12 protein-coding genes, 1 tRNA gene and 1 rRNA gene are annotated in these 15,939 nt (G+C 68.6%); 11 read left to right on the top strand and 3 right to left on the bottom strand.

Going from position 1 to position 15,939, the window contains the following annotated elements; translation table 11 throughout:
• Positions 1–194: 194 nt before the first annotated feature.
• The 5 genes from rnr to rpmG all read left to right on the top strand — a co-directional run bounded on the left by rnr (position 195) and on the right by rpmG (position 5,335).
• Positions 195–2,447: a ribonuclease R gene (gene rnr, locus FF100_RS29795; RefSeq protein WP_139039588.1), complete on the top strand. Its 2,253-nt coding sequence runs from the start codon at positions 195–197 to the stop codon at positions 2,445–2,447.
• A complete protein-coding gene (locus tag FF100_RS29790; protein ID WP_171070387.1) occupies positions 2,444–2,971 on the top strand; it encodes a DUF983 domain-containing protein in 528 nt (175 codons plus the stop codon). Before rnr ends, FF100_RS29790 begins: the two co-directional genes overlap by 4 nt.
• Positions 2,925–3,665, top strand: a complete 741-nt coding sequence (locus FF100_RS29785; protein ID WP_139039517.1) for an NUDIX hydrolase — start codon at positions 2,925–2,927, stop codon at positions 3,663–3,665. Before FF100_RS29790 ends, FF100_RS29785 begins: the two co-directional genes overlap by 47 nt.
• A 187-nt stretch (positions 3,666–3,852) precedes the next feature.
• A complete protein-coding gene (locus tag FF100_RS29780; protein WP_139039515.1) occupies positions 3,853–5,022 on the top strand; it encodes an MFS transporter in 1,170 nt (389 codons plus the stop codon).
• A 145-nt stretch (positions 5,023–5,167) separates the two neighbouring features.
• Complete coding sequence (gene rpmG / locus FF100_RS29775) at positions 5,168–5,335, top strand: 50S ribosomal protein L33 (RefSeq protein WP_139039514.1); 168 nt, start codon at positions 5,168–5,170, stop codon at positions 5,333–5,335.
• An 82-nt stretch (positions 5,336–5,417) separates the two neighbouring features.
• Here rpmG and FF100_RS29770 read toward each other — a convergent pair whose 3' ends face one another.
• Together FF100_RS29770 and FF100_RS29765 are read right to left on the bottom strand one after the other, a co-directional pair.
• Positions 5,418–5,882: a hypothetical protein gene (locus FF100_RS29770; RefSeq protein ID WP_139039512.1), complete on the bottom strand. Its 465-nt coding sequence runs from the start codon at positions 5,880–5,882 to the stop codon at positions 5,418–5,420.
• A 241-nt stretch (positions 5,883–6,123) separates the two neighbouring features.
• A complete protein-coding gene (locus FF100_RS29765) occupies positions 6,124–7,554 on the bottom strand; it encodes a multicopper oxidase family protein (protein ID WP_139039510.1) in 1,431 nt (476 codons plus the stop codon).
• A gap of 198 nt (positions 7,555–7,752) precedes the next feature.
• Here FF100_RS29765 and FF100_RS29760 point away from each other — a divergent pair.
• The 5 genes from FF100_RS29760 to lon all read left to right on the top strand — a co-directional run bounded on the left by FF100_RS29760 (position 7,753) and on the right by lon (position 14,431).
• Positions 7,753–7,837 (top strand) — tRNA-Leu (locus FF100_RS29760).
• Positions 7,838–7,980: 143 nt separating this feature from the next.
• Positions 7,981–9,396 (top strand): trigger factor, encoded by a 1,416-nt coding sequence (tig, locus tag FF100_RS29755; protein WP_139039586.1) that lies wholly within the window; start codon positions 7,981–7,983, stop codon positions 9,394–9,396.
• A gap of 110 nt (positions 9,397–9,506) precedes the next feature.
• A complete protein-coding gene (locus FF100_RS29750) occupies positions 9,507–10,136 on the top strand; it encodes an ATP-dependent Clp protease proteolytic subunit (RefSeq protein WP_139039508.1) in 630 nt (209 codons plus the stop codon).
• A 302-nt stretch (positions 10,137–10,438) separates the two neighbouring features.
• Positions 10,439–11,710, top strand: coding sequence for an ATP-dependent Clp protease ATP-binding subunit ClpX (gene clpX / locus FF100_RS29745; protein WP_048445376.1), 1,272 nt, complete (start codon positions 10,439–10,441; stop codon positions 11,708–11,710).
• A gap of 297 nt (positions 11,711–12,007) precedes the next feature.
• On the top strand, positions 12,008–14,431 hold the full coding sequence (lon, locus tag FF100_RS29740; RefSeq protein ID WP_139039506.1) for an endopeptidase La: 2,424 nt from the start codon (positions 12,008–12,010) through the stop codon (positions 14,429–14,431).
• An 87-nt stretch (positions 14,432–14,518) separates the two neighbouring features.
• Here lon and FF100_RS29735 read toward each other — a convergent pair whose 3' ends face one another.
• A complete protein-coding gene (locus tag FF100_RS29735) occupies positions 14,519–14,923 on the bottom strand; it encodes a Ros/MucR family transcriptional regulator (protein ID WP_139039504.1) in 405 nt (134 codons plus the stop codon).
• A 661-nt stretch (positions 14,924–15,584) separates the two neighbouring features.
• Between FF100_RS29735 and FF100_RS29730 the strand changes: the two genes are divergently transcribed.
• Positions 15,585–15,939, top strand: a 16S ribosomal RNA gene (locus FF100_RS29730); the annotation flags it as partial.

Below are 15,939 nucleotides of genomic sequence, written 5' to 3'. Positions count from 1 at the left end.
CGTCCGGCCGGCGTCGGGACTCGTCCCTCCGGCGACGTTGCCCTGCCGCCGCACCCATCCCATATTTCGGGCTTGCGGCAGCGGCTGACCCGCCGGGGAGCCGTCGCGTCCCGCCGCCTGGATTCGACCTGTTGGCCAAGAAAACCTACCCTGCGCGCGTACACACCAAGGCTCCCAAGCCCGCCTCCGCCGCCCTGCCGACCCGCGAGGCGGTGCTCGCCTTCATCGACGAGTCGCCCCAGAAGGTCGGCAAGCGCGAGATCGCCCAGGCCTTCGGCATCAAGGGCTCCGACAAGATCGAGCTGAAGCGCCTGCTCAAGGATCTCCAGGAAGAGGGCGTGATCGAGAAGGACCGGTCGGGCTTGCGCAAGGCCGGCCGCCTGCCGCCGGTCGTCGTCGCCGACATCGACAGCCGCCGCGACCGCGACGGCGAGCTGGTGGCGCGCCCGGTGCAGTGGGATCCGGAAGCCGGGCCCGCCCCGCTCATCATCGTGCTGATGCCGCGCGGGCGCAGCAGCAACGGGCCGGCCCCCGGCACCGGCGACCGGGCGCTCCTGAAGATCGAACCCGACGGCGACACGCCCAACCGCTATCTCGGCCGGGTCATCAAGGTGATCGGCCGCAACAAGGCCGAGACGCTCGGCGTCTACCGCGCCCTGCCGACCGGCGGCGGGCGCATCGTGCCGGTCGACAAGAAGGCGCAAGGCCGCGAGATCGCGGTGCCGCCGGGGGCGGAGGGCGAGGCGCTCGACGGCGACCTCGTCACCGTGACGCTCGGGCGCGAGGACCGGTTCGGGCTGACGCAAGGGCGCGTCAAGGACCGTCTCGGCAGCCTCGGCTCGGAGAAGGCGGTCAGCCTGATCGCGATCCACGCCCACGACATCCCGCACGTCTTCCCGCGCGAGGTACTGGCGGAGGCCGAGGCCGCCCGCGAGGTCGGCCTGGAGGGCCGTGAAGACTGGCGCGAGCTGCCGCTCGTCACCATCGACCCGCCGGACGCCAAGGACCACGACGACGCCGTGATGGCGGTGCCGGATCCCGATCCGGCCAATCCGGGCGGCTTCGTCGTCACGGTGGCGATCGCCGACGTCGCGGCCTATGTCCGGCCCGGCACCGCCCTCGACCGCGAGGCGCTGCTGCGCGGCAACTCGGTCTACTTCCCCGACCGGGTGGTGCCGATGCTGCCGGAGCGGATCTCGAACGACCTCTGCTCCCTGCGGCCCGGCCAGGACCGGCCGGCCCTGGCCGTGCGGATGGTCGTGACGGCGGAGGGACGAAAAGTCCGCCACGGTTTCCACCGGGTGATGATGCGCTCGCGCGCCAAGCTCGCCTACGCGCAGGCGCAAGCGGCGATCGACGGCCGGCCCGACGAGGTCACCGGCCCGCTCCTGGACGGGGTGTTGCGCCCGCTCTGGGCCGCCTACGACGCGCTGGCAGTCGCCCGCGACGCCCGCGGGCCGCTGGCGCTGGATCTCCCCGAGCGCAAGGTGATCCTGAACGCCGAGGGCGGGGTCGACCGGGTGATCGTGCCGGAGCGCCTCGCCGCGCACCGGCTGATCGAGGAGTTCATGATCCAGGCCAACGTCGCGGCGGCCGAGACCCTGGAATCCGCCGGTCAGGCGCTGATCTATCGCGTCCACGACGAGCCCTCGCTCGAGAAGATGCGGGCGCTCGGGGAGGTGATGGCCTCGATCGGCCTGAAATTGCCGAAGGAGGCGAACCTCCGCCCGGCCCTGTTCAACCGCATCCTCGGCATGGTGGAGGGCAGCGAGCACCAGCTCTTCCTCAACGAGGTGGTGCTGCGCTCGCAGGCCCAGGCCGTCTACGCCGCCGAGAATGCCGGCCATTTCGGCCTGTCCTTGCGCCGCTACGCCCATTTCACCTCGCCGATCCGGCGCTACGCCGACCTGATCGTGCATCGTGCCCTGATCCGGGCCCTCAAGCTCGGCTCCGACGGGCTGCCGGCCGGCATGGAAGTCGGTGACCTTGCCGAGATCGGCCAGCAGATCTCGGCCGCCGAGCGCCGCGCCATGGCGGCGGAGCGCGAGACGATCGACCGGCTGATCGCCCACCACCTCGCCGACCGGGTCGGCGCCACCTTCTCCGGGCAGATCTCGGGCGCGACGCGGTCGGGCCTGTTCATCAAGCTCGACGAGACCGGGGCCGATGGCTTCATCCCGGTCTCGACGCTCGGCGCCGATTATTTCCGCTACGAGGAGGGCCGCCACGCCCTCGTCGGCGAGCGCACCCGCGAGACCTTTCGCCTCGGCGACAAGGTCGAGGTGCGGTTGGTCGAGGCCGCGCCGGTGGCGGGGGCCTTGCGCTTCGAGATCGCCGGTGGCGGACGGCAGGCGGCGCCCGGCCCCGCCCGGGGCAGGCCCCGCGGCCACCGGCCGTCGCCGGCAGGCCGCGACAGCCTGACCAAGCGCCGCGGGAGACGGGCATGATCGAGATCCACGCCGGACCGGCCGCCGAGCCGGTCGAGACGCTGCCGCGGCGGACGGGCACCGACCCGCACTGGATGCTGGCGATCTGGCGCGGCTTCCGCAACCGCTGCCCGCATTGCGGCGAGGGGCGGCTGTTCGGACGCTTCCTCAAGGTGCGGCCGGATTGCGAGGCCTGCGGGATGGAGTTCCATCATCACCGCGCCGACGACCTGCCGCCCTACCTGGTGATCTTCGTCGTCGGCCACGTCGTCGGCCTGGGCGTCCTCGAGACCGAGATGCGGCTCGACCTGCCGTTCTGGTTCCAGATGACGTTCTGGCCGGCGCTGGCCCTCGTCGCCTCGCTGCTGCTGCTCCAGCCGACCAAGGGGGCGGTGGTCGGGCTGCAATATGCCCTTGGCATGCATGGCTTCGCCGCGATACGCCGCGCGGGGGCCGGGCCGGCGAGCGGTCTGCCTGAGGACGAGACGGAGATGCGGCATGGCGTCAGGACCGACGGACGGAACGACGGCTCCAGCCGCCCCTGAGAGGAAGACCAGGCCGCTGCGGATCCGCAACGCAGCGACGCTGATCATCCTCGACCGCACCGGCGACCAGCCGAAGGTGCTGATGGGCCGGCGCCATGCCGGCCACAAGTTCATGCCCGGCCTGTTCGTCTTCCCCGGCGGGCGGATCGAGCTCGGCGACCGCTCGATGCCGGTGGCCGGCACCCTCAACGATCGGGCCGAGCAGGCCCTGGCCGAGCAGGTCCACCCGCCGCTGTTCCATCTCGGCCGGGTCCTGGCGCTCGCGGCGATCCGCGAGACCTACGAGGAGACCGGGCTGATGATCGGCACGACCGATTACGGCCCGCCCGAGATGGCGCCGCCCGGCACCTGGTCGGCGTTTCGCGAGGCCGGGGTGATGCCGGACCTCGAATTGCTGGAATTCGTCGCCCGGGCGATCACCCCGCCCTCCCGGCCCAAGCGCTTCGACACCCGCTTCTTCGCCGTCGACCGGGAGGCGGTGGCGGCCGAGACCCCGGGCATCGTCGGACCCGATTCGGAGCTGACCGAACTCGCCTGGGTCAACCTCGCCGAGGCCCGCACGCTGGAACTGCCCCGCATCACCGCCATCGTGCTCGACGAGCTGGAGGCCCGGCTCGCGGCGGGGTTCAGCCCGAGGCTGCCGGTGCCGTTCTTTCGCGACGTGGATGGCGAGCACACGCGGGAAGAGCTGTGATGCGGCTCCCCCTGGATTTGGCCTAATAAAGGAAAGGCACCTCCCCTCTCCCGCACGGGAGAGGAGGGCCCGCGATCTATTCGTCTCGGGATGGGTCGCGCGGAAATTCTACGGCGGTGCTCGGGACTAGGCTGGCCTTTGCCGGCGCCCTGGCCCATATGAGCCGGCCCTGACGGCCAGCCCCATCATGACCACCCTCGCCACCGATTCGGAGTTCGGGCCCGCGCGCCTCGCCGCCATCGCCGCTGCCATCACCTGCGTGGCGGTCGTCGGCATCGGGCTCAGCCTGTCGATCCCGCTGCTCTCCCTCGAGATGGAGCGGATGGGCCTGTCCAACACCTGGATCGGCGTCAACACGGCGATTGCCGGGGTGGCGAGCATCGTCGTCCTGCCCTTCGTGCCGCAGGTGGCGGCGCGCCTCGGGGTGATGCCGCTTCTGCTCGGCGCCATCGCGGTGGGGGCGCTGACGCTCCTCGGCTTCCAGGCGGTCCACGATTTCGCCTGGTGGTTTCCGCTGCGCTTCGTGTTCTCGGCCGCCCTCGGGGTGCTGTTCGTCCTCTCCGAGTTCTGGATCAACCAGGCGGCGCCGCCTTCGCGCCGCGGGCTGGTAATGGGGGTCTACGCCACGGTGCTGGCCCTCGGCTTCGCCATCGGCCCAGGGTTGCTGCGCGTCCTCGGCACCACCGGCTGGGCGCCCTACCTTGCGGGGGCCGCCCTGTTCTGCGCCGGCGCGCTGCCGCTGGTGATGGCCCGCGGGCTGTCGCCGGAGATCCCGCACAAGGGCGGGCGCGGCTTTCTCGGCTACCTGCGGGTCGCGCCCTCGGCGACGCTGGCGGCGCTCGTCTACGGCGCCGTGGAGACCGGCGGCTTCGCGATCCTGCCGATCTACGGCCTGCGCCTCGGCCTCTCGGCGGAGCAGGCGGCGGGCCTCGTCAGCCTGGCGGCGCTGGGCAACGTGCTGTTCCAGATTCCGGTCGGGCTCCTCGCCGATAGGATCGACAAGCGCAGGGTCCTGCTCGCCGCGGCCTTCCTCGGTGCGGTCGGTGCCGCGGCGCTGCCGCTCGGTGCGGAGGATGCGCGGCTGCTGGGCCTCATCCTGTTCCTGTGGGGCGGCATCGCCGGCACGCTCTACACGGTCGGCCTCGCCCATCTCGGCGCCCGCTTCGACGGCGCGGCGCTCGCCGGGGCCAACGCGGCCTTCCTGGTGCTCTACAATATCGGGCTGGTGCTGGGGCCGCCGCTCGTCGGCGGCGGCATGGACCTCGCCTCGCCGCACGGCTTCGCCGGGTCGCTGGCGCTGCTCTTCGTCGCCTACTTGGCGGTGGTGGGCGGGCGGATGGTCCGGGCCGCGCCCTGATGCCCATGCGCGACCGTCGGTCGCCCGGGCTTGACGCCCGGAGGGTGATGGGGCAGGAAGGCGCCGCGTTCTGGCCGGGCCTGCCCGGCCGTTTTGCGTTTCGGTCTTCCGGGCGCAACACCCCATACTCACAAGAGGTCGCGCCATGGCCAAGGCCGTCACCATCAAGATCAAGCTGCTGTCGACCGCCGATACCGGCTTCTTCTACGTCACGAAGAAGAACTCCCGTACCAAGACCGACAAGCTGTCGTTCCGTAAGTACGATCCGATCGCGCGCAAGCACGTCGAGTTCAAGGAGACCAAGATCAAGTAAGCTTGATCTTGCGCCGTTTGCCGCCTCGCGCGGCATGAAAAAGGCCGCCCGCGAGGGCGGCCTTTTTCCGTTGGAGACCGCATCAGCCGAACAGGTACATCGCCCCCGGCAGGGCGACGAAGCCGGCGGCGCAAGCGTAGGCCAGCCACAGGCCCGGCTGGCGGGTCGCGAGGCGGCGCAGGCGCTGGGCGGTCGGCCCGGCCTTCACGGTGCGCCCGTTCACGCACGAGCACAGCAGATGATGGGCCTCGCCGGTGCTCAGGTCGAAGAAGGCGCGAGCCTCCCCGAAGGTGTCGCCGGTGAGCCCGCTCGCCCGCAGCACCGGATCGGCATAGGCGAAGGAGAGCGGCGAGTTGTCGGCCCGGATCCCCGCCCGCATCTTGCGGGGCACGAACTCGATCTCCTCCAGGGTGATGAAGGTGCGGCCGGGATCGCGGTCGAGGATCTCGGCGAAGCGTTCGAGCCGCGCCCGGCGGCCCTCGAGCAGGGGCGGAATCGTCCCGACGTCGGCAATGTCGCGGATGTGGCGAAGCGGCTGATGTTCCATGCTGGGCATCCTCGTCGATGCGCTGCAGTCCGTTGCACGCTGCTGCTGCGCCAGCATGCGACAAGCATCCCACCGATGCATTCGCCCAAGTTAACACGTTTTCTTGAGCGCTATACCGTCAAGCCGGAAACAAGAATCATTAAGATGGCGGACATCAAGGGCTTAATGCTCGCCTCTGAGCTTGACCGATCAGCGTCCGGCGGTCGGTCTGCGACCGCCGGACGCAGGGAGCTTGCGCGGCTCAGGTCACCTCGAACCAGCCCCACAGCCCGGTATCGAACCGCTCGAGTGCCGTCGCGCTCACGAGCCAGCGGCCGGGATTGTCGGCCAGGAACGCGATGCGGGCGGTGCGGCCCTCGAGCAGCTGGAAGGTGTCGAGCCAGTAGGGCTCCCAGCCGTCGTCGAGCGGGTGCAGCAGCCGGAAGACGTGGCCGTGCAGGTGCAGCGATTGCGGAAAGGCCGTGGTGTTGGTGAGCGCCAGCACCACCGCGGTGTTGCGCTTCACGGTGAAGAGCGGCGGGTTCTCGGCCCGGCCGGCGGCACCGTTGAGGGTCCAGATCCGGCTCGGGTCGCCGGAGAAGGCCGGGGCGGCCTCGGGCTTGGCCTTGTCGAACACCGCGCCGCCCGCGATGGCGATATCGCGCCGGAACGCGTTCTGAAGCTTGATCTCCGGCGGGAGCAGCTTGTTCTCGCCGATCGGCGCCACCGGCGGCCGGGCCGCGACCGGCTCGCCCTTGGCGACGATGCGGGCGAGCGGCATCCCGGAGCCGATCAGCGCCACCACGGCGCCCGCCGGCTCCGACGCGCCGGGCACGTCGAGCAGGATGTCGTAGCGGGTGCCGGGCGGGAAGGGCAGGGTGGCCCGCAACGGCTCGAACGTGTCGGTCGGCTGCCCGTCCACCGCCGCCACCCAGGCCTTGAGCCCGTCGAAGCGGATCCGGGTCGCCCGGGCATTGCAGGCATTGGCGAGCCGCAACCGCAGCCGCGTGCCGGGCGCCGCCTCGATCGTCTCAGGCGTCGGCTTGCCGTTGACGGTCAGCGCGTTGCCGAGCCGGCCGGAGCTTGCCGCGAACGCGACCTGGCCGAAGGGCGCGAGCGTCCCGTCGGGTTCCAGGCGCCAGTCCTGGAGGAGCAGCGGCACGTCGCGGTCGACGACCGGGGGCTTTGCCTCCTCGACCACCAGCATCCCGGCGAGCCCCCGACCCGAGGGCTCGCTCGCCCCCCCGACGACCAGGGGGCGGATCAGCGAGGTCCCGGCATCCGGCGGGGTGAACTCGTAGAGGAAGCTCGCGCCGGGGGCGACCGGGGCCTGCGTGACCCCGCCGACCCCGTCCATGGCGTTGCGGTTGCGCACCCCGTGCCAGTGCAGCGACAGCGGCCGCTCGGTCTTGTTCTCGACCCGAAGCCGCACGGCCTCGCCGAGCTTGACCCGCAGCACCGGCGGAGCGGATTGGCCGTCGAAGGCCCAGACCGGGGTCTCGGGCGCCGGCTCCGGCTTGAGCCGCGCCCGTGCCGGTGCGGCGGTGAGACGTCTGGCATCGGCAGGCTTCGTATCCCCGGCATGCACCGCCGGTTGCGGCGCGCCCCCCTGCGCCCGGACGAGGGCCGGCGCGAGGGAGAGCGCGGCGCCGGCGAGCAGCGCGCGGCGCGAGGGCGGCAGGGATGACGGCATGGCACCTCGCTTCAACGGATCTTGGATCTCTGGGCAGGCTTCGGACGCCGGGCGCCGGAGAGTCCCCCTGCATCGGGGACAGCCTTGTAGCCGGGGGCGGGGGCGGGGGCGAGGCGGCCCCCAAAATTCTTGCTGCGTGACCGATCCACCATGCTATAGAGCCGCGCCCGGGTGCGTCAGGCCTCGGGCGAGAGCGTCGCGGGCGTGGCGGAATTGGTAGACGCGCTGGATTTAGGTTCCAGTGACGAGAGTCGTGGGGGTTCGAGCCCCTCCGCCCGCACCACATCCGCCAGGCGACACGACGGATTGGGTTCAAGCAGCAGTGCCGGCCCCTTGTCCTGACGGTCCCGTCGCACGGCGTCGAACACCGCGCCGTCCGGGCCCGCAGCCAAGCCGGATTCGAAGGTGCAAGGCGGAATGACGACGATGCAGGTGACCGAGACCAAGGCCGAGGGGCTGAAGCGCGAATACCAGGTGGTCCTGCCGGCGGCCGAGCTGGAGACCCGGCTCGCGACCGAGCTCGACGGGATCAAGGGCAAGGTGCAGCTCAAGGGCTTCCGCCCGGGCAAGGTGCCGGTCGCCCATCTGCGCAAGGTCTACGGCCGCTCCGTGATGGCCGACGTCGTCCAGAACGCCGTCAACGAGGCCAACCAGAAGATCGTCGAGGACAACAAGCTCAAGCTCGCCCTCGAGCCTCAGGTCCAGATGCCCGAGGACAAGGACGAGATCGAGAAGGCCCTCGACGCCAAGGCCGACCTCGCCTTCAAGATCGCCCTCGAGGTGATGCCGAGCTTCGACCTCGTCGACCTCTCGGACGTGAGCCTGACCAAGCAGGTCGTCACCCCCTCCGACGAGGAGATCAACGAGACGATCGAGCGCATGGCCTCGGCCAACCGCCCGTTCCACGACCGGATGGAGGGCCAGTACGCCGAGACCGGCGACCGCCTGACCATCAACTTCACCGGCCGCATCGACGGCACCCCGTTCGAGGGCGGCACCGGCGAGGACATCAACCTCGATCTCGGCTCGAACACCTTCATCCCGGGCTTCGAGGACCAGCTCCTCGGCGCTCACGTCGGCGACGAGCGCCTCGTCAAGGTCACCTTCCCGGAGACCTACGGCGCCGAGCACCTCGCCGGCAAGGACGCCGAGTTCGACGTGACCGTGAAGGCCATCAAGTACCCGGGCCAGCTCGAGATTAACGACGAGCTCGCCAAGAACTTCGGCATGGACTCGCTCGACGCCCTCAAGGACGCCGTGCGCACCACCATGGGCCGTGAATACGAGGCGGCCTCGCGCCAGAAGCTGAAGAAGGGCCTCCTCGACGCCCTCGACAGCCGCTACTCGTTCGAGCTGCCCCCGAGCCTGGTGCACCAGGAGTTCGCCGCCGTGTGGGCGCAGGTCGAGCAGGACCTGAAGAACCGCGGCAAGACCTTCGAGGACGAGGACACCACTGAGGAGAAGGCGCGCGAGGAGTACCGCCGGATCGCCGAGCGCCGCGTGCGCCTCGGCCTGGTGCTTGCGCAGGCGGGCGAGAGCGCCGATATCAAGGTCTCGGACGACGAGGTGAATCAGGCCCTGATCGCCCGCGTCCGTCAGTTCCCCGGCCAGGAGCAGCAGGTCTGGGATTTCTATCGCAAGACCCCGCAGGCGCTGGCCGAGCTGCGCGCCCCGCTGTTCGAGGAAAAGGTGGTTGACCACGTCCTCGGGCAGGTGAAACTGGTCGAGGAGCCCGTCTCCAAGGAGGCGCTGTTCGCCGACGAGGACGACGCCGAGGAGGCCAAGGCCGATGCGCCGAAGGCTGCCGAGGCCGCTCCCGCGGGTGAGTCCAACCCGGCCTGATCCTCGTCCGGTCCCGAACGGGCGGCGGGGACGGGGCCTGCGAGGTCGTACGTTTCCGCCGCTACCCCGGCTGCCCGCGGCGGCCGGGTTCCGTTCAGAGGGCCAGTGAGATGAGAGATCCGGTCGAGTATTATAACAGCGCGCTCGTCCCCATGGTGGTCGAGCAGTCGAGCCGCGGCGAGCGCGCCTTCGACATCTACTCGCGCCTGCTGCGCGAGCGCATCATCTTCCTGACCGGCCCGGTCGAGGACTATTCCGCGTCGCTGATCGTGGCACAGCTGCTGTTCCTCGAGGCGGAGAATCCCAAGAAGGAAATCTCCTTCTACATCAACTCGCCGGGCGGCGTGGTCACCTCCGGCCTGTCGATCTACGACACGATGCAGTTCATCCGCTGCCCGGTCGCCACGCTCTGCGTCGGCCAGGCTGCGTCGATGGGCTCGCTGCTGCTGGCCGCCGGCGAGGCGGGCCACCGCTTCGCGCTCCCGAACGCCCGGATCATGGTGCACCAGCCCTCCGGCGGCTTCCAGGGCCAGGCCACCGACATCCTGATCCATGCCCGCGAGATCGAGGCCCTGAAGCGGCGCCTCAACGAGATCTACGTGAAGCACACCGGCCGCGAGTACGAGGCCATCGAGCAGGGCCTGGAGCGCGACAACTTCATGACCGCCGATGCGGCCAAGGAGTGGGGCCTGATCGACGAGGTGCTCCAGAAGCGCGCCGAGGCTCCGGCGCAGGCCTGACCGGGCCGGCGCGAGCCCACGCGCCAGCAAGCCTCGCGACCACCGGAGGTCCCGCGCGAGCGGGGCCTCCCCTGGGGGACGGTGATCGTCCTCCGAAGGCGGATGCCCCGATGCGGCCATTTGGCGGGAGCCTGTCGCATCCGTGGGATTGATCCGGAGGTGGCTGCGTGTTTGCATCGCGATTCTGCACCGGGCGCCCGGGCCGCTCGGGGCGGTGACTGTTTCTTTAGCCGGGCGCCACTATCTAAAAGCGATGCGGTCGCGTCCCCGGGGCGGGACCGGTCGGGGACTTGGAGACCCATATGAGCAAGGCTGGCGGCAACGACTCGAAGAGCACGCTGTACTGCTCGTTCTGCGGCAAGAGCCAGCACGAGGTTCGCAAGCTGATCGCGGGCCCGACCGTCTTCATCTGCGATGAGTGCGTCGAGCTGTGCATGGACATCATTCGCGAGGAATCGAAGTCCTCGCTTGTGAAGTCGCGGGACGGCGTACCGACCCCGAAGGAAATTCGGCGGGTCCTCGATGATTACGTCATCGGGCAGGACTTTGCCAAGAAGGTCCTGTCGGTGGCTGTGCACAACCACTACAAGCGCCTGGCGCACGCGACCAAGCACAACGACGTCGAGCTGGCGAAGTCCAACATTCTGCTGATCGGTCCGACCGGATCGGGCAAGACTCTGTTGGCCCAGACCCTGGCGCGCATCCTCGACGTGCCGTTCACGATGGCCGACGCGACGACGCTGACCGAGGCCGGTTACGTCGGCGAGGACGTCGAGAACATCATCCTCAAGCTGCTCCAGGCCTCCGACTACAACGTCGAGCGGGCGCAGCGCGGCATCGTCTACATCGACGAGATCGACAAGATCTCCCGCAAGTCCGACAACCCGTCGATCACCCGCGACGTGTCGGGCGAGGGCGTGCAGCAGGCCCTGCTGAAGATCATGGAGGGGACGGTCGCCAGCGTGCCGCCGCAGGGCGGTCGCAAGCACCCGCAGCAGGAATTCCTGCAGGTCGACACGACCAACATCCTGTTCATCTGCGGCGGCGCCTTCGCGGGGCTGGAGCGGATCATCTCGGCCCGCGGCAAGGGAACCTCCATCGGCTTCGGCGCCACCGTCCAGGCCCCGGACGACCGCCGCACCGGCGAGATCTTCCGCAACGTCGAGCCCGAGGACCTGCTCAAGTTCGGCCTCATCCCCGAATTCGTCGGCCGTCTCCCGGTCCTGGCGACCCTCGAGGATCTCGACGAGACCGCGCTGAAGCGGATCCTCCAGGAGCCGAAGAACGCGCTGGTCAAGCAGTACCAGCGCCTGTTCGAGATGGAGAACGTCGATCTGACGTTCCAGGAAGAGGCTCTGAGCCTCGTCGCCCGCAAGGCGATCGAGCGCAAGACCGGCGCTCGCGGCCTGCGCTCGATCCTGGAGAGCATTCTGCTCGAGACGATGTACGACCTGCCGGGCCTCGATTCGGTCGAGCAGGTGGTGATCGGGCCGGAGGTCGTCGATGGCAAGTCGCGGCCGCTCTACATCCACGGCGACCGCGGCAAGGACGCACCGGCGAGCGCCAGCGCCTGACGACGTGACCCCCGAGAGGCCGCCGTGACGAACGGCGGCCTCTCTCGCGAGAGCGGCCCGGATGGCGGCTCCGGGTGACCCCAGAGACCGAAGTGGCACGGTGCTTGAAAGCGGCATCCGGAGGGGCCACCTGAGAGTCGACGCGACGGCCGCATGCTCACCGAAACGAGGTGCGGTGCCGCGAACCGGCCGCTCTCCTCGTTTCCGACCCCCGCGGCCCGGTCGGCCCCCAAAGTTCCTCCTGCTTGTCCCCGTGAGGGGAGGGACCTGGGCGTCACCACACAAGGAAGTCAGTCAATGACCCAGCCGAAATCGCGCCAGCCCGTCGTCCCCGGCTCGACCGGGACCTACGCGGTCCTGCCGCTGCGCGACATCGTGGTCTTCCCGCACATGATCGTGCCGCTCTTCGTCGGCCGCGAGAAGTCGATCCGTGCGCTCGAGGAGGCGGTCCGCACCGACCGGCACATCCTGCTCGCCACCCAGGTCAACGCCACCGACGACGACCCGGCCACCGACGCGATCTACACCATCGGCACGCTGGCCAGCGTCCTGCAGCTGCTCAAGCTTCCCGACGGCACCGTGAAGGTGCTGGTCGAGGGCGGCGGCCGGGCCAAGATCCAGGATTTCGTCCGCTCGGACGAGTACTACGCCGCCGACGCCGAGGTGCTGCCGAACGATCTCGGCGACAAGATCGAGGCCGAGGCGCTCGCCCGCTCGGTGATCTCGGAGTTCGAGAACTACGTCAAGCTCAACAAGAAGATCTCGCCCGAGGTAGTGTCGGCGGTGATCCAGATCGACGAGCCCTCGAAGCTCGCCGACACGGTCGCCTCGCACCTCGCGGTCAAGATCTCCGACAAGCAGGCGATCCTCGAGATCCCGACCGTCGCCCAGCGGCTGGAGCGCGTGCTCTCGCTGATGGAGAGCGAGATCTCGGTGCTGCAGGTCGAGAAGCGCATCCGGACCCGCGTCAAGCGGCAGATGGAGAAGACCCAGCGCGAGTACTACCTGAATGAGCAGATGAAGGCCATTCAGAAGGAACTCGGCGACGAGGACGGCCGCGACGAGCTGGCCGAGCTCGAGGACAAGATCGAGAAGACCAAGCTGTCGAAGGAGGCGCGGGACAAGGCGCTGGCCGAGCTGAAGAAGCTGCGTCAGATGTCGCCGATGTCGGCCGAGGCGACGGTCGTGCGCAACTACCTCGACTGGATGCTCGGCATCCCGTGGGGCAAGCGCTCGAAGATCAAGAAGGACCTACCCGGCGCGCAGGCCATGCTCGATTCCGATCATTTCGGTCTCGACAAGGTCAAGGAGCGGATCGTCGAGTACCTGGCGGTGCAGCAGCGCGCCAACAAGCTCACCGGTCCGATCCTGTGCCTCGTCGGACCTCCCGGCGTCGGCAAGACCTCGCTCGGCAAGTCGATCGCCAAGGCCACGGGTCGCGAGTTCGTCCGCATGTCGCTCGGCGGCGTGCGTGACGAGGCCGAGATCCGCGGTCACCGCCGGACCTATATCGGCTCGATGCCCGGCAAGATCGTGCAGTCGATGCGCAAGGCCAAGACCTCGAACCCGCTCATCCTGCTCGACGAGATCGACAAGATGGGCATGGACTTCCGCGGCGATCCGTCCGCGGCGCTCCTCGAGGTGCTAGATCCCGAGCAGAACGCGACCTTCAACGACCATTACCTCGAGGTCGATTACGACCTGTCGAACGTGATGTTCGTGACCACGGCCAACACCCTCAACATCCCGCCGGCCCTCCTGGACCGGATGGAGGTGATCCGCATCGCCGGCTACACCGAGGAGGAGAAGGTCGAGATCGCGCGCAAGCACCTGATGCCGGGCGCGCTGAAGAAGCACGGTCTCGACACCAACGAGTGGTCGATCACCGATGACGGCCTGATGCTCCTGATCCGCCGCTACACCCGCGAGGCGGGCGTGCGGAACCTGGAGCGCGAGATCTCGAACCTGATCCGCAAGGCGGTGAAGGAGATCCTGATCTCGGGGGTGAAGAGCGTGACGGTCTCGGCCGACAACCTCGATACCTTCCTCGGTCCGGCGAAGTTCCGCTACGGCGAGGTCGAGACCGACGATCAGGTCGGCGTCGTCACCGGCTTGGCCTGGACCGAGGTCGGCGGCGAGCTGCTCACGATCGAAGGCGTCATGATGCCCGGCAAGGGCAAGATGACGGTGACCGGCAACCTGCGCGACGTGATGAAGGAGTCGATCTCCGCGGCGGCGTCCTACGTCCGTTCGCGGGCCGTCGACTTCGGTGTCGAGCCACCGCTGTTCGAGCGCCGGGACATCCACGTCCACGTGCCGGAGGGGGCGACCCCGAAGGACGGGCCCTCGGCCGGTATCGCCATGGCGACGGCGATCGTCTCGGTCATCACCGGCATTCCGGTGCGCCGCGACATCGCCATGACCGGCGAGGTCACCCTGCGTGGACGGGTGCTGCCGATCGGCGGTCTCAAGGAGAAGCTGCTGGCGGCTCTGCGGGGCGGCATCAAGATCGTGCTGATCCCGGAGGAGAACGCCAAGGATCTGGTGGACATCCCGGCCAGTGTGAAGAACGGGCTCGAGATCTTCCCCGTGTCGCGCATGGACCAGGTTCTCGAGCGGGCGTTGATCCGCATGCCCGAGGCGATCGACTGGGATGAGCCGCTGCCGAAGGCGGCTCCGGCGCGCACCGAGGACGACGCGTCGGGGGTGGTGGCGCATTAAGCCGCGCCACTCGTCACCGTAATGCGAGAAGGCCCCCGGACCGCGAGGTCCGGGGGCCTTCTTCGTTGCGAAGGAACGCCCGTGGGTTCAGGCGCTGCGGCGCCGGCCGAGGCCGCTGTTCTTGGCGAGCTCGGACCGCTGGGCGGCGTAGTTGGCCGCGACCATCGGGTAGTCGTGCGGCAGGCCCCACTTGCGGCGGTATTCCTCGGGGGTGAGCCCGCGGGTCGACAGGTGGCGCTTCAGCGACTTGTACTGCTTTCCGTCCTCGAGGCTGATCAGGTAGTCCGGGGTCACCGTCTTCTTGACCGGCATCAGCGGGACCGGCTTCTCGGCCTCGACCGGCTCCGCGCCGCCGAGTCGGCTCAGTGACTGGTGCACCGCGTTGATCAGCGCCGGCAGATCGGCGAGCGGGACAGAGTTGTTGGACACGTAGGCCGACACGATATCGGCGGCGCGTTCAATCAGGTTGGTTTCTTGGTCTTGGTCCAGCATTTCATTGGCTCCGATGGCAGAGTGGCAGCCCCATGCGGCTTAACACGCCGCGGGTCAACGTTTCTTTTTGCGAATGCGACAGAATTACACTCGCGAAACAAGGTTGCGCGCGACGGGTGTCGCGAATCTGCGCCGTCCGAAGGCTGACGTCTTCCATGCGTCAGCGTAATACAGGGAATGCATGTTTGTTAGAGCCGCGTCGGGAAGGAGTGCGGACACGCGCGATCCGGCTATCCGTCGGTTCGCGTGAGAGGGGAGGGGAGAGGTCGGCAAGCGGACGGGCAGGGGCTTTGTCGCGAGGGTTTCACAAACCGGTTGACGGGCCGAAATCGGGGGCCTATACGACCACCCATCGGCGCCGGCCGCGACAGCGGACCGGGCGCTGAACTATCTCTTCGACAGTCTGGGCCAGCGAGCCTGACCTTGGTCAGGCGCTGGTCCTGTCGTCGCCGATGATACCCCGGTCTTGGCCGGGCCGCTCTTTGACAAGTGCATACGAGAAAGAGAAGCGTGGACGGCGTCGTCCCTGCGGATCGGGCCTTCGGGTCTGGTCGTGAGTAGGATGATGCTGGTCTGACGTTTCGGTGCTCACACGATTTGGTGGAAACGCCGATCGGTTGTGAGCCTCCGTTTATGTTGTGATCAGCTTTGATCAGCTCTTCAACTTGAGAGTTTGATCCTGGCTCAGAGCGAACGCTGGCGGCAGGCTTAACACATGCAAGTCGAGCGGGCCCTTCGGGGTCAGCGGCAGACGGGTGAGTAACGCGTGGGAACGTGCCCTTCGGTTCGGAATAACTCAGGGAAACTTGAGCTAATACCGGATACGCCCTTATGGGGAAAGGTTTACTGCCGAAGGATCGGCCCGCGTCTGATTAGCTAGTTGGTGAGGTTATGGCTCACCAAGGCGACGATCAGTAGCTGGTCTGAGAGGATGATCAGCCACACTGGGACTGAGACACGGCCCAGACTCCTACGGGAGGCAGCAGTGGGGAATATTGGACAATGGGGGCAACCCT

Origin of the sequence: Methylobacterium terricola, from assembly GCF_006151805.1 — a bacterium.
In the GTDB taxonomy this organism is placed as follows: Bacteria; Pseudomonadota; Alphaproteobacteria; order Rhizobiales; family Beijerinckiaceae; genus Methylobacterium; species Methylobacterium terricola.
The sequence above is the reverse complement of the archived record's forward strand: the minus strand, read 5'-3'. Positions and strand labels throughout refer to the sequence as shown.